The 17117-nt window shown below is 66.1% G+C and carries 18 protein-coding genes; 9 read left to right on the forward strand and 9 right to left on the reverse strand.

Translation table 11 applies throughout. The annotated features are described in order from the left end of the window. Positions 1-59 precede the first annotated feature (59 nt). Positions 60-1448: a UDP-N-acetyl glucosamine 2-epimerase gene (locus tag EPL00_RS03125; RefSeq protein WP_135851877.1), complete on the reverse strand. Its 1389-nt coding sequence runs from the start codon at positions 1446-1448 to the stop codon at positions 60-62. Positions 1449-1535: 87 nt separating this feature from the next. Here EPL00_RS03125 and EPL00_RS03130 point away from each other — a divergent pair, with 87 nt between their 5' ends. After that, complete coding sequence (locus tag EPL00_RS03130) at positions 1536-1949, forward strand: Rieske (2Fe-2S) protein (RefSeq protein WP_135851876.1); 414 nt, start codon at positions 1536-1538, stop codon at positions 1947-1949. A gap of 277 nt (positions 1950-2226) precedes the next feature. Here EPL00_RS03130 and EPL00_RS03135 read toward each other — a convergent pair whose 3' ends face one another. Further along, entirely contained in the window at positions 2227-2520 is a 294-nt protein-coding gene (locus tag EPL00_RS03135) for a transcriptional regulator (protein ID WP_135851875.1), read from the reverse strand. An 89-nt stretch (positions 2521-2609) separates the two neighbouring features. On the opposite strand from EPL00_RS03135, the gene EPL00_RS03140 reads away from it, so the two are divergent. From EPL00_RS03140 to EPL00_RS03150, 3 genes are all read left to right on the forward strand, one after another. Continuing rightward, entirely contained in the window at positions 2610-4238 is a 1629-nt protein-coding gene (locus EPL00_RS03140) for a bacterio-opsin activator domain-containing protein (protein WP_135851874.1), read from the forward strand. A gap of 101 nt (positions 4239-4339) precedes the next feature. Continuing rightward, positions 4340-4702: a DUF7344 domain-containing protein gene (locus tag EPL00_RS03145; protein ID WP_135851873.1), complete on the forward strand. Its 363-nt coding sequence runs from the start codon at positions 4340-4342 to the stop codon at positions 4700-4702. A gap of 176 nt (positions 4703-4878) precedes the next feature. Further along, positions 4879-5847 (forward strand): sugar phosphate nucleotidyltransferase, encoded by a 969-nt coding sequence (locus EPL00_RS03150; RefSeq protein WP_135851872.1) that lies wholly within the window; start codon positions 4879-4881, stop codon positions 5845-5847. Between the two features lie 24 nt (positions 5848-5871). Here the strand turns inward: EPL00_RS03150 and EPL00_RS03155 are convergent, their stop codons facing one another. The 5 genes from EPL00_RS03155 to EPL00_RS03175 all read right to left on the reverse strand — a co-directional run bounded on the left by EPL00_RS03155 (position 5872) and on the right by EPL00_RS03175 (position 10272). Then, positions 5872-6435 carry a hypothetical protein gene (locus EPL00_RS03155; protein ID WP_135851871.1) on the reverse strand — a complete coding sequence of 188 codons (564 nt, stop codon included), beginning with the start codon at positions 6433-6435 and terminating at the stop codon, positions 5872-5874. A gap of 42 nt (positions 6436-6477) precedes the next feature. Beyond that, positions 6478-7281, reverse strand: coding sequence for a DUF6498-containing protein (locus tag EPL00_RS03160; RefSeq protein ID WP_135851870.1), 804 nt, complete (start codon positions 7279-7281; stop codon positions 6478-6480). Between the two features lie 83 nt (positions 7282-7364). Next, complete coding sequence (locus tag EPL00_RS03165) at positions 7365-8177, reverse strand: diphthine--ammonia ligase (RefSeq protein WP_135851869.1); 813 nt, start codon at positions 8175-8177, stop codon at positions 7365-7367. A gap of 114 nt (positions 8178-8291) precedes the next feature. Then, complete coding sequence (locus EPL00_RS03170; RefSeq protein ID WP_135851868.1) at positions 8292-9449, reverse strand: DUF373 family protein; 1158 nt, start codon at positions 9447-9449, stop codon at positions 8292-8294. A 103-nt stretch (positions 9450-9552) separates the two neighbouring features. Further along, entirely contained in the window at positions 9553-10272 is a 720-nt protein-coding gene (locus EPL00_RS03175) for a CehA/McbA family metallohydrolase (RefSeq protein ID WP_135851867.1), read from the reverse strand. Between the two features lie 61 nt (positions 10273-10333). On the opposite strand from EPL00_RS03175, the gene EPL00_RS03180 reads away from it, so the two are divergent. Next, positions 10334-10858 carry a hypothetical protein gene (locus EPL00_RS03180; protein ID WP_135851866.1) on the forward strand — a complete coding sequence of 175 codons (525 nt, stop codon included), beginning with the start codon at positions 10334-10336 and terminating at the stop codon, positions 10856-10858. Here EPL00_RS03180 and EPL00_RS03185 read toward each other — a convergent pair. Further along, positions 10855-11736, reverse strand: coding sequence for an endonuclease III domain-containing protein (locus EPL00_RS03185; protein ID WP_135851865.1), 882 nt, complete (start codon positions 11734-11736; stop codon positions 10855-10857). The two genes, EPL00_RS03180 and EPL00_RS03185, sit on opposite strands and share 4 nt — an antisense overlap. A gap of 45 nt (positions 11737-11781) precedes the next feature. Next, the gene (locus EPL00_RS03190; protein ID WP_135851864.1) at positions 11782-12219 is read right to left on the reverse strand and encodes a DUF371 domain-containing protein; all 438 of its coding nucleotides are present in this window, start codon (positions 12217-12219) and stop codon (positions 11782-11784) included. Between the two features lie 177 nt (positions 12220-12396). Here EPL00_RS03190 and EPL00_RS03195 point away from each other — a divergent pair, with 177 nt between their 5' ends. From EPL00_RS03195 to EPL00_RS03210, 4 genes are all read left to right on the forward strand, one after another. Continuing rightward, positions 12397-14157 (forward strand): 2-oxoacid:acceptor oxidoreductase subunit alpha, encoded by a 1761-nt coding sequence (locus tag EPL00_RS03195; RefSeq protein ID WP_135851863.1) that lies wholly within the window; start codon positions 12397-12399, stop codon positions 14155-14157. Further along, the gene (locus EPL00_RS03200) at positions 14154-15017 is read left to right on the forward strand and encodes a 2-oxoacid:ferredoxin oxidoreductase subunit beta (protein ID WP_135851862.1); all 864 of its coding nucleotides are present in this window, start codon (positions 14154-14156) and stop codon (positions 15015-15017) included. The genes EPL00_RS03195 and EPL00_RS03200 overlap by 4 nt, the downstream gene beginning before the upstream one ends. A 265-nt stretch (positions 15018-15282) precedes the next feature. Continuing rightward, complete coding sequence (locus tag EPL00_RS03205) at positions 15283-16290, forward strand: hypothetical protein (protein ID WP_135851861.1); 1008 nt, start codon at positions 15283-15285, stop codon at positions 16288-16290. Positions 16291-16384: 94 nt separating this feature from the next. Further along, positions 16385-17089 carry a hypothetical protein gene (locus tag EPL00_RS03210; protein WP_135851860.1) on the forward strand — a complete coding sequence of 235 codons (705 nt, stop codon included), beginning with the start codon at positions 16385-16387 and terminating at the stop codon, positions 17087-17089. Positions 17090-17117 lie beyond the last annotated feature (28 nt).

Here is a 17117-nt window from a genome sequence, read left to right on the forward strand (position 1 = left end):
CGAGAGAGGACGAGACGAGAGAGGACGAGACAAGACGAAAGAGGACGAGACGGGCGGGATTATAGGTAGTCGAATTCGCGGTCGGCGTCGGTCCCGTAGCCCTCGCGCTCGTGTGCCCACTCGAAGGGGTGTTCGTCGCGGCGCTCGGCGAGGAAGTCCACGATGCGGTCGGCAACGTCGCTCCCGTAGAGGTTGGCTCCCGCGGCCATCCGCTCGCGGGTCTCGTCGTCCTCGTAGACGTGTTCGACCATCTCGCGCACGAAGCGCCCCGAAATCGGCGGGACGAGGAGATTCGTGTTCGCGTCGAAGACGGTCTCCGGGCGGTCGGTGTTGAACCGTAGGGTGAAACACAGCGCCTCGTCGATGTGGTTCAACTCCTCCTGCATGCTCCCGGAGTCAGTGACTTCGGCGAAACACTGCCCGGATTCGAGGAACTCGTAGACGTGGGCGTGCTTCTTCCAGAGGCCGGTGAACAGGAAGTTGTCGTTCTCGTCGGCGAGGTCGGCGAGTTTCTCGCGGAGACCGTACTCCCGGAGCGCGACCTCGGTCGCGTTCAGTTCCACGAAGTTGACGTTGTGGCCGTCCTCCACGAGGCCGACCACCGCGTCCACGACGCTCTCGAAGCGTTCGGGCAGGAGGTTCGCCCGCCTGTGAACGTCCACCCGAATCCAGTCGTCGCGCTCTTCCAAGACGGGGTACACGTCGAAGACGCTCTCGTCGAGGTCGGCGTCCTTCTTCATCTCGATGGCGTCCACCACGGAGTTGCCGACGACCGGGATTCGCTCGCGGCCCCCGACCGACTCGGGGTAGCCCTCGTCTGCGAGGTGGTCGCGGTTGAGTTCGGTCGGCGCGAAGTGGTAGAGCGAGGCCGCCGACCCGACGAACGTGTCGTACTGCTCGGGGAACGGTTCGGCGCGGTTGCGTTCCCACTCGCCGTCCCACTGCTGGGCGACGACTGTCGCGGGGTCGGCGTCCGCGTCGAGCGAGACGGGTGCCATCCCGCGGAGTCCCGCCTCGTTGTGGGCGACGCGCTGGTTCGTGGCGAACAGCCACGCCTGCGGGACGACCCCCGCCGCCAGCGTGTCGCCGTGGACTATCGGCAGGACGGTCGTGTCGGGATAGCGGTCGTCCAGCACCTCCGCGAACCGCTTTATCCGAGCCATCACCTGCGCGGTCTTCTCCGAGAGGTCGCCCCGAATCCCGAGGTCCACGGCGACGCGCTCCTCGATGCCGTACTCCGCGAGACCGTGCCCCAACAGGTCGTCGTAGTGCTGACCCGTGTGCAGGACGAAACACGGCAGGTCGCGCTCGTCGGCCGCGGGGACCAGCGGGGCCTGTTTGTAGAAATCCGGTTTGGTTGCGGTCACGACCGCCAGAACGTAGTCGCCCCGCTCCATCTGGGCGGCGAGGCGGTCGTCGTGTATCTCCATCTCCGTCGATTCGCTCATCGTGTCCGACGTTCAGGCGACCCCGGTTTGTAGCTTCCCATCTCCGAACGGAAGCGTTCTTGAGTACCGACCGACTACCGCGAGTCGATGGACGAGGAGAACGCGATTTCGGACGTGACCGAGGTCCCCGCCGACTCGACGCTCCTGTTCACGGTCCGGGACGGACTGGACGAGCGCGAGGCCATCCTGACCAGAGACGGCGACGGCGAGGTGACCGCGTTCGAAAATTACTGCCAGCACTGGACCGACGTGAGACTCGACAAGGGGAGCGGCGCGACCAAGCGCGACGGCGAGTTGGTCTGTGGCAAGCACGGCGCTCTCTTCGAGGCCGACTCCGGCTGTTGCACCTACGGTCCCTGCGAGGGCGCGGTCCTCGAAGCGGTCGAGGTGGCCGTCGAGGACGGGACGGTCTATCTCACCGACGACGATTACGAGTTCGTAGAAGTCGGCTCTACGAAGGAGTACGACCTCTCCTCGAATCGGTCACTCGGGTTCGACTGAAACTTTTGCTGCGGTCGAAATCGCGGCTCTGCCGCGATTTCTCGCTGGCAAAACTTTCATGAAAAACACTGCGGTCGTCCTGCCGTTCGCTTCGTCGTCGCGCCTTCGGCGCGACTGCTCGGAAGAGCTTCGCTCTTCCGGCGCTCACTTTAGTCCTCCCTTGGTCCGCTCGCTCGGTCACTTCGCTCTTTCGCTCGCGGTCGGCACGTTGGTACTCACAGCACAACAAGCCGCGAGAACACTGCAAACCGCGACAGCACCGCAACTGCAATCCCCGTTATCCGATTCTGAACGCCGGTTCCTTGACCGCTTCGCTCTTGCAGTCGGGACACCGCGAGGGGCGGTTGGCCGGGTCGTCGAAGTCGCTGAAACCGCACTCGCGACACTCCGGAGGAGCGACCAACAACTGCTCGTCGTCGCTGGCCGACAGCGACTGGGCGACGTGGCGCACGTGGTCGATGGCGGCGTTCGCGGTCACGTCGAACTCGACGGCGAGCGCGCTCGGTGAGGCGGCCGTCTCGCGGAGGTGGGCGGCGATTCGCTCGCGGGTGGTCTCGTCTGCCTCGCGCATGCAGTTTCGTCGCCACTGGTCGGACATAACCCTTTCCCGCGGGGATGGATTTATGTGGCGTGGGTGACTAATTCTCTGCGAACTGCCGAATGAGTAACCCTGACACACGAGCGTCGCTTCCGGAGTACACCCGCCAACTAGAGGCCATCGTCGAGAGCAGTACCGACGCCATCCTCGTCAAGGACACCGAGGGCCGGTATCAGTTCGCCAACGAGGCCGCGGCGGAGTTTCTCGACTGCGAAGTCGCGGACCTCCTCGGCGAAACCGACCTCGAACTCTTCGGCGAGGAGGCCGCCCGAGAACTCCGCGAACAGGAGCGTCGCGTCCTCGACGCCGAGGAGACCGCGACCTTCGAGGAAACGCTCCCGATAGACGGGGACGAGCGCGTCTTCGAGACGACGTGTTCGCCGTACTACGACCGCGAGGGCGACCTCGCGGGGACCGTCTCGGTCTGTCGGGACGTGACCGAGCGCAGGGTCCGCGAGCGCACGCTCGAAGACCAGCGCGACGAGTTGGCCACGCTCGACCGCATCAGCGAGGTAGCCCAAGAGATAATCCGGGCGCTCATCGGCGAACCGACCCGCGAGGAGATAGAGCAGGCCGTCTGCGACCGACTCGTGGAGACCGAACTCTACCGGACCGCGTGGATCGGCGAACCCGACCCCGCCAACGAGAAGGTGACCGACTTCGTCGGCGCGGGGTTGAGCGACGCGGTCCGCTCGCTCATCGAAATCATCGACGTGAGCGAGGAGAGTCCCGAACCCGCGGCCAGCGCCTACCACGAGGGAGAACCGCAGGTCATCAACGACGTGGAGGACGACGAGACGCTCCCGGCGGAGATGCAGGCGGGACTGCTGGACCTCGGCTATCACTCGGGCATCATCGTCCCGGTTCGGTACGGCGACACGACGTACGGCCTGCTGGGCGTCGGGACCGAGCGACGGTCGGCGTTCAGCCAGCGCGAGGTGGACGCCTTCGAAGTGTTGGGTGAGGTCATCGGCTTCGCCATCGGCGCGGTCAAACACCGACGGCTCGCGCTCTCGGACACCGTGGTCGAACTCACCTTCCGACTCACCGACCGCGACTCCTTCTACGTCGCCGCCTCCGAGGAGTTGGGCTGTACCCTCCGACTCGAAGGCATGGCGGCGGGTCCCGACGGGAGCCTCCTGTTCTACGACGCGGTCTCGGGCGCGGACCCCGACGCGATGTTCGAGTTCGCCGACGAGTGGGACGCCATCGAGAACGTCCGACTCGTCAGCGACCACGGCGACGAGGCGCTGTTCGAGTTCACCGTCACGGGGTCGTCGGTCGTGCTGACCCTCTCGGAGTTCGGCGCGAAGACCAAGGAAGCGACCAGCGAGGGCGGCGAAGCGACCGTCGTCGCGGAACTCCCCTCGGACACCGACGTGCGGAGCGTGGTCGAGCGCGTCCGAGCGAAGTACCCCGGCGTCGAATTCGTCGCCAAGCGCGAGACCGAACGGGACTTCCAGTCGGCCCGCGAGTTCCGACGGGACTTGGACGAGCGACTCACCGACGCACAGCGGACCGCGCTCCGGGCCTCCTACTTCGCTGGCTACTACGAGTGGCCCCGCGACAGCACCGCCGAGGAGGTAGCCGAAGCTCTCGGCGTCTCCTCGCCGACGTTCCATCAGCACATCCGTAAAGCACAGCACGAACTCCTCGGCGCGTTCTTCGACCGAAACGGCGACCGACCCTAGCTGTTTAGGTCCACTGTTCTTTGTGGTCCGGTAGAAACTAGAGGTCGGCACGCCGCAACATGAGCAACGAACACGCACCGACGGGAGGAGAGGGGGCAACGATGGACGGTAACCCGTTCATTACCGACCAACAGACAGCGGCCGTGGACTTAGACGAACTCTTCGAGGTCCTCGCGGACGGCCATCGGCGTCGTCTCCTCGGATACTTCGACGACACCGACGACGACGTTGCGGCGTTTTCGGACCTCGTCGAACACGTCGCCGCCGAGTCAGACGCGGTAGCGAACGACGACCGCCAGCGAGTCGCCGTGAACCTCCACCACAATCACGTGCCGAAGTTGGAGGACGCGAACCTCGTGGAGTACGACCCGCGGAGCGAGACGGTCCGGTATCGAGGCAGTTCGGTCGTCAGCGATTGGATCGAACTGGCCCGTGCCTACGAATCCGGCTCGCACCGGGCGTAATTTCGTTTTACCACTCACCGCCACTCGCCGTCGTACTGCCGACGCCGCCGCACTACCGACGCTGCCGCACTACCGACGCCGCGCTCTCGACGGCCGAGACCGACCGCGCTCGCCGCCAGCGGCCACTGACCGGAGAAATGAAAAAGGACTTACCGCGCGGGGCCGACGCTCGTCGTATGAAAGCCGTCGTTCTTGCGGGTGGGTACGCGACGCGACTCTGGCCGATTACGAAGCACCGCCCCAAGATGTTCCTGCCGGTCGGTGACTCGACGGTCATCGACCAGATTTTCGCGGAACTGGAAGCGGACGACCGAATCGACGAGGTGTACGTCTCGACCAACGAGCGGTTCGCCGAGGACTTCCGGGACCACCTCGCCGACAGCGAGTTCGACAAGCCGCGCCTCACTGTCGAAGACACTACCGAGGAGGACGAGAAGTTCGGCGTCGTCGGCGCGCTCGCCCAACTGTTCGACCGCGAGAACATCACCGAAGACACCCTCGTCATCGCGGGCGACAACCTCATCAGCTTCGGCGTGAGCGACTTCGTGGACTTCTTCCAAGACAAGGGTTCGCCGACGCTCGCGGCCTACGACGTGGGGTCGCGCGAGCGGGCCAAGTCCTACGGGCTGGTCGAACTCGACGGCGACGAAGTCGTGGACTTCCAAGAGAAGCCCGACGACCCGGCGAGTACGCTGGTCTCCATCGCGTGCTACGCGTTCACCGCCGAGACCATCCCGCTACTGGACGAGTATCTGGAGAACGGCAACAACCCCGACGAACCCGGCTGGTTCGTCCAGTGGCTCCAGCAACGCGACTCGGTGTACGCCTACACCTTCGACGAGGCGTGGTTCGACATCGGCACGCCCGAGAGCTACCTCGAAGCGGTCGGCTGGAAACTCGACGGCGAGAACCAGATCGCCGACTCCGCCACCGTCGAGAACACCACGCTCGGCGACAACGTCCACGTCATGCCCCGCGCGGAGGTCGTCAACTCCAGCGTCAACAACTCCATCGTCTTCCCCAACGCGACGATTCGGGACTGCGACATCCGCGACTCCATCATCGACGAGAAGACTCGCGTCGAGAACATGGACCTCGCCGGGGCGCTCATCGGTGCCCACACCCAGATTCTGAACGGGGAGTAGCGCGTCCGCCGCGGCGCAGTTTCTCTATTCTCTGAGGCCGAGGTACGCCTCTTGCCCCTCGAACTCGCCGCCCCGAAGGAGATAGAGGAGGTAGGCCGCCGCGCGGTGGTTCCCGTCCGCGACGTACGCCGGGTCCTCGCCCTCGCGGACCACGACGAGGAGGCCCTGCGGTCCCTCGTCTTCGATGTCGTCGGCGATGCCGCGGACTTTTTCGAGGTCTTTCCCGGACTGCTCTTCCAGCGCGCTCAGGTCGTCGGTCTCGCGGATGCGCCGGGCGACGCTCTCGATGCGGTCGTCGTTAGCGAGTTCCCGCCACCCCTGCTCGGGTTCGCCCACGACGACCCGGAGGTCCCGAAGGACCTCCTCCGAGAGGTTCACCCGGTACCAGTCGGCCGGGTCGGGCGCGAACGCGCGCTCGGCGATGGGGATGCGCTCGAAGAGTTCTTCGCGGAGTGCTGGCTCGGTACCGAGGGCGTCGGGGTCCGGGCCGCCCTCCTCGTCCTCGACTTCTTGGCCGAGCCAGTAGCGCAAGACTCGCTCTGGCGGGACCGGTTCGGGGTCGTCGCGGAGGTAGTCGTCGGGAATCACGGGAGTCGGTTCGAAGGCGAGCCACGGTGAGAAGGATTGTGGCTACTCCTCCAGCGGGTCCTCCGGAGTGAACCAGCTCGCGAGTCCGCCGGGGTCCGGTTCGCGGTGCGCCCAGAACCGGGACCACTCGACGGCGAGCATGGCGACCATCACGACGAGCGCGTAGCAGACGGCGAGTACCCGCCCGGTCAGCACCGTGTCGAACACCGACGGACCGAACGTCTCGTGTATCCCGAGGAGCAACAGGATGCCGAAAAAGTGCAAAATCAACAGCACGGTGCCCATGAACACGATGCTCCGAATCGGAATCTCCAGCACCATGTGGACCGACATCTCCTCGTAGCGGCGCTTCCCGAAGAACTCGCGGCGTATCTCGGCGAGTTGCGAGACGACGATGCCGAAAGCGGCCAACAGCACCGTCGGGGAGACCGCCGACGCGAGGTCGATGTACGGGAAGTCGCCGAAGACCGGAAACCCGACCCAGAAAGCGCCGAAGACGAGCGACATGAACACCATGAACGCGTTTCGTCGGTACACCGGCGGGAGCGGACCGGGCAGGTGAGTCGGGCGAGGTTCGCCCTCCCACTTTTGACCGAGGTCGGTCTCGTCGCTGACGCCGGGAAGGAGCATGCTCCGGCCATCGAGGACGATGCGTCGCTCGGCGAACAGCGCCGCCGCACTGTAGACGACGAGCATGGCGGCCATCTCTATCCAGTAGGTCGCCAGCACCTCCACGACCTCCCAGCCGAGGAGGATGACGCCGCCCAGCGGCAGGAGGTTCGAGCAGACGACGGGGAGAAACTCGCGCAAGTCCTCTCTCGCGCCCGGTCGTTCGTCGGAGACCATCGAACTGACGTGTCAGTCACAGGTCGATAAGCGTGCCGTTCTCCCGACGCACGGTGGTCACTCGCCGAGTCGTGCGCCCGTAACTACTCGCCGAGTCGAGCGTCGGTAATCCGGAGAGTGCCCCGCGTTCCGTCCCACTCCGTCTCGTAGTCGAGTTCGATAGGTCGGTCCATGTGCGGGCCGTCCGTGACCAGCGTCTCGAACTCGCCGCCCTCGCCGAGGAGGTGGACGCCGTGGCTCTCGTTGAGTGCTTCCAGTTCTTCGATGGTCTCCTCATCCAGCGTCCGACCGAGCCACGACTCGTCCAGTCCGTACGCCGCGACGCGGATGATGGTAATCTCGAAGCCAGCGTCGAGCATCGCGTCGGCGAGTTCGCGGGGATTCTCCTGCCAGAGCGGCGCGAACACCTCGGCGTCGAGGCGGTCGGCCATCTCCTCGATGCGCGAGGTCTGGTACTCGCTCTCGACAGCGCCCGCGGTCACGCCCGCGAGGCCACCCGGCAGGTCGTCGCGGAGGTCCCGCAGGGCGGCCTCCAGCGGCCGGAGTTCGGCGTCGCCCTGCGCGCCGGATTCCTCGGCCTCCTCGGCCTCGAAGTCGTCGGGTTCGACCTCCACGAGGGGGATACCGATGCTCTCGGCGGCGAGCGAGGCGAGGCGCGTCGCCGGGACGTGGTACATGTAGGAGTCGCCCTCGGGGTGAACCGTGACGAGGCGCGACACGTCGAGTCCCGACTGGAGGGCTTGGTACAGCGCCCACGACGAGTCCTTGCCGCCCGAGAAGAGGCTGACCCACGAACCGTCGGTTGCGGCGGCGGGGGTCGGCGAGTCGTCGGCCGCGGTCTCGGCGGGCGCGTCGTCGGTGCCCGCACTCGAACCGGCCGCACTGTCTTCGGTCATGGCGGTCCATCGGGCGCGAGCGGATTTAGTTGCGACGAATCGAACGGAGCGGTACCGAGACGGACCTCTCGTTCTCGAACCGGTGTAGCTGTTACTCGAAGCAGTCTACACCAGTCAGTCCACCAACTCTTCGTCCTCGAACTCGTCACCGAGCGAGGAGCCCGTGACGTACGTCGAAACTCGCACGCCCAGCAGACTCACGACTACGCCCGCGACGACGAACAGCGCCAGTCGCGTGCCCGGCAGGAGGACGATACGCTCGACGGTGAGACTCCCCAACTCGGCGTGAGGCACGACCAGCGGCGGCACGTACTCCTCGCGCTGGAGGAAGTACGCCGAGAACCCGCGGACGACCAGCCCGACCGCCAGCACGCCGAACGGGAGGTTCAGGTAGGAGTGGCGGAGGCGGTCGTTGCGGATGACCTCGTCCAGCAGGCGGCCGGTCGAGGCGGTCACGGCCGCGGCCGCCAGCCACGGCACGCTGGCGAACGCGAACGCCATCGCGGGCATCAGGACGCCCCCCGTGGGCGCGGAGGGGTCAGAGACCCGGAGCGCCCCGGCGAAGACGCCGATGAGCGACAGGCCCGCCGCGACGACGTAGGTGACGATGGAGACCCGCCCGGAGTACAGCGCGTCCTTGGCCTCGCCGGGCACGTCGGCCACGTAGTCGTCCACGCCGAGTCCCTTGTAGAGGACGAACAGGCCGATGACCGCCGTGATTGACGCGACCGCCAGCGCCGGGCCGAACGCCATCAACAGGATAGGGAAGGCGAGCATGGCGATGCCGACCGGGACGAGGACGGTCTGGCGCAACTCCTCGTCGGCGAGGAACTGCTTGAGGAGGTAGTAGGTCGATTCGATGTCGCGGGCCTGCCGGACGACCACCCTATCGACCGCATCGACCGTGACGCGGCTCTCGATGATGGGGACCAGTCGCTCGTCTTGGGCGCTGTCGATGACGACCACCGCGGAGTCGGGGTCGTACTCGGCGATGAGCGAGTCCATCTGGTCGGCGACCGCGCGGTCCCGGCCGACCATCGTCTCGGCCGCGCCGGAGATGACCGCCACCGTGACCTCCTCGTCGCCGTCCCGCAGGTCGCGGGCCACCCGCAGGGATTCGAGCAGACAGTTGACGCTGGCGTCCTCGGGGTCTGCGAGACCGACCTCGGTCACGAGCGACCGAACCGCCTCCCACCCCGCGACGGGCGTGTCGAGACCGGTCTTGGTTCCGATGTCGTCGTCCCGATCGACGCACACTACCAGCGTACTCATGTCGCGTATCTGAATCCAGACGGTCGGGCGTTAAAAACCCTCGTGCTTGCTCGACTCGGACGAGGAGTTCCGATTTCGCGAGAAGCCTCGCCGCGGCGTCGGTTCACAGCCGAGTCAGACTCGCCAAACTCGCCGCGACGCCGTGGCCGACTTTCCGCCCGGCACCGCGGGCGTAGTGCTGGACGCTCCGGTGGAGTGGTTGTCGTCGCCCGTACACGTCGGCGTCGCCGTCGGCCAGCGCCGCCACGATGGTCTCGCTGTCGAGGTCCCGCTTCGAGGAGGCCTCGATAGTGAGTTCGGTGTACGCGCGACCGATGTACTTCGCGGAGTGGGCGTCGCTGGCGGCGACGCCGGGGTAGTCGTTGCGGGCGGCGAACTGGCGAGCGCGCCGGTTCCGGTAGCCCGTGAAAATCCACGCGTTGTACACCTCGATGGCGTCGCAGTCGGTGATGCGACCCCGACGGACGCCGTGGCGGGTGCGCTGGAACGGGTGTGGAACGACCGCGACGCCGCCCTCCTCGCGGATCTCCGCGACCGTCTCGTCGAGCGGTCGGTGCGGCTCGGGGCGCTCGGTGACGCCGATGGCGAGCAGATGGCCCGCGGCGGTCGAGACCTCGACGCCCGGGATGCCGACGAGGCCGTACTCGGAGGCGAGTTCGGCCGCGCGAAGCGACTCCCGGATGGTGTCGTGGTCGGTGACGACGATGCCGTCGAGGCCGATGTCGCTGGCCTGTGCGAGCAGTAGCTCGACCGGCTCGTGGCCGTCGTAGGAGCCCTCCGAGTGAACGTGAGGGTCTATCGTCACCGAGAGTTGGGAGGACATTTGCATCCCCTTACGCCCGAAACCTCAAAAGTGCGGCCCTCGAAAAACTGACAGTACGAGGATGAGCGACGGGAAGATAGACGAGGAGGCGGGTGGAGACGAGTCGAGTCAGCGAGTGGCCGACGATGGAGCGAGCGACGAGGAGACGAGCGGGGAAGCGACGGTGGCGGTGACGCTCGAATCCGAGGAGTGGTACGTCCTGACGAACTGGCTCCGCGAGCGCGAGAACAGCCTCCAGTACGCGCTCCGATCGAAGTCCGACGAGTGGGCGTTCGTCCACGATCTCCGGCGAGGAGTCGAGCGCCAGCGCGGCGGCGATTCGGAGACGGCGGACGACCCGGAGACGACGGACGACCCGGAGACGACGGGCGACGCCGAGATTGCGGACGCCGCCGAGACCGCGGGCGTCACCGAGACCGTCTCGCTCACCGACCGACAGATGCGCTATCTCTCGTCGTTCCTCCGCAAACGAGCGCGGAAACTACTCCTCCTGCCGTGGCGCGACCGCGAGCGCCGGGACGTAATTCACCTCAGAGACCACTTGCTCTCGTCGGCCGAGCGCGGCCAGCGGACCGAGGACCGTTAGTCGGCGTCGGCCGGGTCCACGACCTCGCCGGACTCGACGTTCACGCCCACCCTGTCGCAGATGTCCGAGAGCGGGCACTCGTCCAGTCCGTCCAGACAGGCGGGTTTCCGGGCCGAACAGTACTCGCGGCCGAACTGGATGCTCGCCGTATGGCCGAACCCGCACTTCTCGCCGGGGACTTCCCGCTCCAGCACCGCCCGGACCTCCTCGTGGTCGGCGTCGGCGGGCGCGATGCCGAGTCGCCGGTAGATGCGGTGGACGTGGGTATCGACGGGGAAGACGCCCGCCTGCCCGCCAGCGAACAGCAACACGCAGTCGGCGGTCTTGGGACCGACACCGCCCATGTCGAGGAGGGCCGCCCGAACTTCCGCCGGGTCCTCCTCGCGGACGAAGGCGTCGAAGTCGGCGGCGCTCCCGTACTCGTCTAGCACGCGGTCGGCGACCGCAGTCAGTACCTCCGCCTTCCGGTTGTAGAGGCCCGCGGACCGAATCGTGTCCGCGAGTTCGTCGTGTCGCGCGGCGGCCAGTGCCGCGGCGAGGTCTCTCTCTGTTGCATCGTATCGCTCCATCAGCGCGTCGTGAGCCGGTTGGCTCGCCACGTCGCTGGTGTTCTGGCTCAGGACGGTCCGAACCAGACACTCGAAGGCGTCGCGCCCGCCGTAGGTCTTCTGCCAGTACATGCCGCCGAGTCGGTCTACGACCTCCTCGGCGCGCGTGGCGGCCTCGCCGGGGGCGAACTCGGCGGCCGCGCTCGCCTCGGCGTCGCCGCCGCTGATGTTCTCCGCGGGTTCGGCGCGCGCCGCGGCGTCGGCGCTCTCGGCGGCCCCGTCGCCGGATTCGACGCTCTCCGCCGGGTCGGCGTCGGACTCGTCGGTCATGGACGGGAGTGGGGACCGAATCGGATTAAAACGGTCGGCTGTCGGCTACTCGCGCTCGACAGTCAGGGTCACGGTCAGGTCGGCCCCGTCGGCCAGCGCCGCCACGAGGTCCCGGTCGAAGCCCTCGGCCGCGAACTCCGCGCCGACCAGAATCGTCCGGTCGTCCACGTAGTCGCTGGTCCGACCCACCGCGCTCCGGTCGCTCTCGAAGGTCAGGTCCGGGTGGCCGCGCCCGACCACGGTCTCGACGTACTCCTCGGTCTCGAAGTGTGCGGTGATGGTCGCGTCGGCGTGCTGGCAGGCCGCGACGAACTCCTCGGCGAAGTCGGCGGGCGCGCGGTCGGCCTCGATACCGAGGATGCAGTCGCCCGCGGGCGTCAGATAGTCGTCGGTCGTCACCTCGAAGGTACTCGCGTGGGCGGCCGAGACGTTCTCGTGACCCTGCGCGTGGACGACTTCCGTCGTATTGGTCGATTCGTTCATGCAGGTCGGTTTCGGGACCAAGTACTTCAGGGCCGTCTTTCGGACCGACGCCGAGGAGGTCGCTCGGTCGGTCGCCGTTTCGGGGACGACTTCGGCAAGACTCTCCGGAGGTTACTGTCCGAGACAGGGTCGCTTCAGAAGGCTTTTGATTTGGCATGGGTTACCGGCTAGTTAGGAATGCCAGACGACCTGAACTGGGCCATCGGCGGAGAGGCCGGCGATGGGATCGACTCTACCGGGAAAATCTTCGCGCAAGCGCTTTCCCGCGCAGGACGGCACGTTTTCACTTCAAAGGACTTCGCGTCCCGAATCCGCGGCGGCTACACCGCCTACAAGATTCGGAGTTCGACCGACCGCGTCGAGAGCGTCGTGGACCGCCTCGACATCCTCGTCGCGCTGACCGAGCGCACCATCGACGAGAATCTGGACGAACTCCACGACGATTCGGTCATCATCTACGACGGTGAGCGCACCGAGATGGAGGACGTGGAGATTCCGGGCGACATGACCGGGCTGTCTGTGCCCCTCCAGCGCCTCGCCGAGGAGGCGGGCGGTGCCATCATGCAGAATATCGTCGCACTCGGTGCGGCCTGCGAGGTCACGAACTTCCCCATCGAGAACCTCGACTCCGCGCTGGAGAAGAAGTTCGGCAACAAAGGCGAGTCCATCGTCTCGAACAACAAGGAGGCCGCCCGCAAGGGCCAAGAGTTCGTCGCCGACGAGTACGATTACGAGTTCGACTACGACCTCGACACGACCGACAACGACTACGTTCTGCTGAACGGCGACGAGGCCATCGGCATGGGCGCAATCGCGGCCGGATGCCGCTTCTACGCCGGATACCCCATCACGCCCGCGACCGACGTGATGGAGTATCTGACCGGCCGCATCGAGCAGTTCGGCGGCGAAGTCGTCCAAGCCGAGGACGAACTCTCTGCCATCAACATGGCGCTGGGCGCGGCCCGCGCCGGTGCGCGCTCGATGACCGCCACGTCCGGGCCGGGCATCGACCTGATGACCGAGACGTTCGGACTCGTCGCGACCAGCGAGACGCCGCTGGTCATCGCCGACGTGATGCGTTCGGGTCCCTCGACCGGGATGCCGACCAAGCAGGAGCAGGGCGACCTCAACATGACGCTGTACGGCGGCCACGGCGAGATTCCGCGGTTCGTCGTCGCGCCGACCAACGTCGGCGAGTGCTTCCAGAAGACCATCGAGGCGTTCAACCTCGCCGAGAAGTACCAGACGCCGGTCTTCCTGCTGGCGGACCTCTCGATGGCCGTCACCGAGCAGACCTTCGAACCGGAGGTCTTCGACATGGACGCGGTCGAAATCGACCGCGGGAAAATCGTGGACGACGACGAGGTCGAGGCGTGGACCGACGAGCGCGACCGCTTCCAGCCTCACTTCTCGACGGCCGACGGCGTCAGTCCGCGCGCGCTCCCCGGCACGGAGAACGCCGCCCACATGTCCACCGGTCTCGAACACAACGCGTTGGGTCGCCGGACCGAGGACACCGACGTTCGCATCGAGCAGGTGGACAAGCGCAATCGGAAGGTCGAGACCGCCAAGGAAGAGGAGGACTGGAGTCCGCGGGAGTTCGGCAACCCCGACTCGGACAATCTGGTCATCTCGTGGGGGTCGAACGAGGGCGCGATGCGCGAAGCCCTCGACTACCTCGACGACGAAGAGATCGACGTTCGGTTCCTCTCGGTGCCCTACATCTTCCCGCGGCCCGACCTCAGCGACGACATCGAGGCCGCCGACGAGGTAATCGTCGTCGAGTGTAACGAGAGCGGACAGTTCGCCGACCTGCTGGAACACGACGCACTTACCCGCGTCAAGCGCGTGAACAAGTACAACGGCGTCAGGTTCAAGGCCGACGAACTGGCAGACGAAATCGAGGCGGCACTCCAGAGCGAGGAGGTTACAGCATGAGTTCAGAGGTTAGATTCACGGACTTCAAATCCGACAAGCAGCCGACGTGGTGTCCGGGTTGCGGGGACTTCGGCACGATGAACGGCATGATGAAGGCGCTGGCGAACACGGGCAACGACCCCGACAACACCTTCGTCGTGGCGGGCATCGGTTGTTCCGGCAAAATCGGCACCTACATGCACAGCTACGCGCTCCACGGCGTCCACGGCCGCGCGCTCCCCGTCGGGACGGGCGTCAAGTTGGCCAACCCCGACCTCGAAGTGATGGTCGCGGGCGGCGACGGCGACGGCTACTCCATCGGCGCGGGCCACTTCATTCACGCGGTCCGCCGGAACGTGGACATGACCTACGTGGTCATGGACAACCGCATCTACGGGCTGACCAAGGGCCAAGCCTCGCCGACTTCGCGCGAGGACTTCGAGACGAGTACGACCCCCGAGGGACCGAAACAGCCGCCGGTCAACCCCCTCGCCTTGGCGCTCTCGGCGGGCGGGAGCTTCATCGCCCAGTCGTTCTCCACGGACGCCCAACGGCACACCGAAATCGTCCAGAAGGCCATCGAACACGACGGCTTCGGCTTCGTGAACGTCTTCAGCCCGTGCGTGACGTTCAACGACGTGGACACCTACGACTACTTCCGGGACTCCATCGTGGACTTGGACGAGACCGACCACGACCCGACCGACCGCGACGCGGCGAAGACGAAGATTCTCGACGCCGACAAGGAGTATCAGGGCGTCCTCTACCAGAACGAGGAGTCCGTCCCCTACTCGGACCTCCACGGCCTCGACTCCAACATGGCCGAGATTCCGGACGGCGCGCCCGAGGGCGCGATGGACCTCGTCCGCGAGTTCTACTGACGGAGCGGTTTTCGGTTGCTGGACTCTCTTCTCGTCTTCTTCGTCCGGGCAGTCGCGCCTCGATTTCCAGCGGCAGTGCCGACCGTCGGCGGTCGCGAGTGCGAGATGGTCGGATAAATTCTTCCCCGCTATATCTTTTCGAGGTGAGTCACGGCGCACCTCTCTGCACCCCGTGTCGCCGTGACGTTCCGGTCGCTGGCGTCGTTGAGCCAAATCCGAGACCGGCCCCACAAAGCGTAACTTCGGTTGCGTCGTGGCGTCGTCCATGCATCGACGGGAGCTACTGGGGGCCGTGGGGACGGGAGCCGTCGGAGTGGCAGGCCTCCTCGGGACGGGAGCGCGGGGCGCGGGACAGGAAACCGAGACGGCCGCGACGACGACAGCGGAGACGACGAGCGAGGATGGAGGATTCGACGGTATCGAGTCGTCGGCCGACCGACCCTTCGCGACGATTTCGGTCGGGACGCGGGCGAACGTAGTGAGGTCGGAGAACAACCGACCGCACGCGATTCGGGTCTGGAACGACAGCGACCGGGCGCGAGCGATTCGTCTTCGACTGGCGCGAGGTGGCGGTTCGGGCGGTTCGGACGAGTCGAGCGAGTCGGATAAGTCGAGCGCGGCGCTCGACCGGCGCGTCGAGTTCCCCGCAGACGGGTATCTGACGGTTCGGCTCCTCGAACCCGGCGACTACGCGCTGACTGTGCGGCCCGGCGACGGCACGGGAGAGGGCGGGATGGGAGGAGTCGCGACGACGGCGACCGCAACAGCGACTGCGGTGGGTTCGACCATCGAGGTTCCGCGCTCGCGGTTCGACTGCAACGACTCGCGGACCGACGTGCGCGTCGCGTCCGACGGCGCGGTCCGGTCGGTCACGACCGCGACCGAAATCGGTTGTCCGCCAGAGGAGGTCGGCCGAACGTTCACCGCCTTCCGGGGGTCCTGCGGGTCCGCCGACGATGCTGGCGTCTCGTTCACGGACGGACTGGTCGAGGTCTCGGGGTCGATTCGAGTGCCGAACCCTTGCTATGGCGCACGATTGGCCGACGTGTCGATTCCGGACGCCGACACCCTCCGGGTTACGGTCGCCGCGACCGACCCGAGCGGCGGAGTTTGCGTCCAGTGCGTCGGGAGCGTCGAGTACGCCGCCGACCTTCGATTCCGCGACAGCGTGCCGCGGACCGTCGAAGTGGTCCACCGGCGCGGCGGGGAGTCTGCGGTGGTCGCGACGGCGACCCGTGGCGGTTCGTCTGGCGACGTGACGACGAGTGAATGAGATTTAGAAGACATATATTCAACCTCCGTATTATTAATTTTCTAGTATAAAATTAAGAAAAATACAAGTAGGGCCGATGTAAACACAGGAGCGTATGTCGGAGAAAGCGCAAGCAGATACGGAAGAGAGTGGTACCGGTCGCCGAAACCTCCTCCAGCTGGCCGCGCTTGCGGGACTTCCGCTCGCGGCGTCGGGAACCGCCTCGGCGGCTACCGACCACGACCATCTCGGCGAGTTCTGGCAGGACACGAACCTCGGCGAGACCGGTCTCACAATCGAGGTCGGAAGCTCGAACACGATGATTCTGCGGAACGACTATTACGGAAACAACATGCAGGTCATCAACAACGATGGGGACGCTATCTTCGCGTACTCGGCCAACGAGAAGGCCATCGACGCGAGCGGGAAGGTGTACGTAGACGGTAACCTCGAAGTGACCGGGCAGAAGAACTTCGTCCAGACGGTCGATACGGCCGACGGCCGGAAGGAGGTCGCCTACACCGCCGTCGAAGCCGACCAAGCTCAGACCGAGACCACCGGCGTCGCCGAACTCGACGGCGGTCGCGCAGAAATCGACCTCCCCGAACACTTCGGCATGGTCACGTCGGACGACGAAGACCTCGTCGTGCAACTGACGCCCTACGAAATCGACGTTCCCGGTCTCGCGGTCACCGAGCGAACGACCGACCGAATCGTGGTCGAGTCCCGCGACGGGACCGGTGACTTCGAGTTCTCTTACACGGTTCGCGGCGTCCGCGAGGGCTACGAGGAGACCGAAGTCGTTAGCGACTCGGAGTGAACCGAACGGCAGTCACGTATAAGCAAAT

Source organism: Halorussus salinus (assembly GCF_004765815.2).
GTDB lineage: Archaea > Halobacteriota > Halobacteria > Halobacteriales > Haladaptataceae > Halorussus > Halorussus salinus.

Coding starts and splice junctions, on each gene's coding strand:
- EPL00_RS03125 (WP_135851877.1), bottom strand. CDS start 1,448: ATGAGCGAATCGACGGAGATGGAGATACACGACGACCGCCTCGCCGCC.
- EPL00_RS03130 (WP_135851876.1), top strand. CDS start 1,536: ATGGACGAGGAGAACGCGATTTCGGACGTGACCGAGGTCCCCGCCGAC.
- EPL00_RS03135 (WP_135851875.1), bottom strand. CDS start 2,520: ATGCGCGAGGCAGACGAGACCACCCGCGAGCGAATCGCCGCCCACCTC.
- EPL00_RS03140 (WP_135851874.1), top strand. CDS start 2,610: ATGAGTAACCCTGACACACGAGCGTCGCTTCCGGAGTACACCCGCCAA.
- EPL00_RS03145 (WP_135851873.1), top strand. CDS start 4,340: ATGGACGGTAACCCGTTCATTACCGACCAACAGACAGCGGCCGTGGAC.
- EPL00_RS03150 (WP_135851872.1), top strand. CDS start 4,879: ATGAAAGCCGTCGTTCTTGCGGGTGGGTACGCGACGCGACTCTGGCCG.
- EPL00_RS03160 (WP_135851870.1), bottom strand. CDS start 7,281: ATGGTCTCCGACGAACGACCGGGCGCGAGAGAGGACTTGCGCGAGTTT.
- EPL00_RS03165 (WP_135851869.1), bottom strand. CDS start 8,177: ATGACCGAAGACAGTGCGGCCGGTTCGAGTGCGGGCACCGACGACGCG.
- EPL00_RS03170 (WP_135851868.1), bottom strand. CDS start 9,449: ATGAGTACGCTGGTAGTGTGCGTCGATCGGGACGACGACATCGGAACC.
- EPL00_RS03175 (WP_135851867.1), bottom strand. CDS start 10,272: ATGTCCTCCCAACTCTCGGTGACGATAGACCCTCACGTTCACTCGGAG.
- EPL00_RS03180 (WP_135851866.1), top strand. CDS start 10,334: ATGAGCGACGGGAAGATAGACGAGGAGGCGGGTGGAGACGAGTCGAGT.
- EPL00_RS03185 (WP_135851865.1), bottom strand. CDS start 11,736: ATGACCGACGAGTCCGACGCCGACCCGGCGGAGAGCGTCGAATCCGGC.
- EPL00_RS03190 (WP_135851864.1), bottom strand. CDS start 12,219: ATGAACGAATCGACCAATACGACGGAAGTCGTCCACGCGCAGGGTCAC.
- EPL00_RS03195 (WP_135851863.1), top strand. CDS start 12,397: ATGCCAGACGACCTGAACTGGGCCATCGGCGGAGAGGCCGGCGATGGG.
- EPL00_RS03200 (WP_135851862.1), top strand. CDS start 14,154: ATGAGTTCAGAGGTTAGATTCACGGACTTCAAATCCGACAAGCAGCCG.
- EPL00_RS03205 (WP_135851861.1), top strand. CDS start 15,283: ATGCATCGACGGGAGCTACTGGGGGCCGTGGGGACGGGAGCCGTCGGA.
- EPL00_RS03210 (WP_135851860.1), top strand. CDS start 16,385: ATGTCGGAGAAAGCGCAAGCAGATACGGAAGAGAGTGGTACCGGTCGC.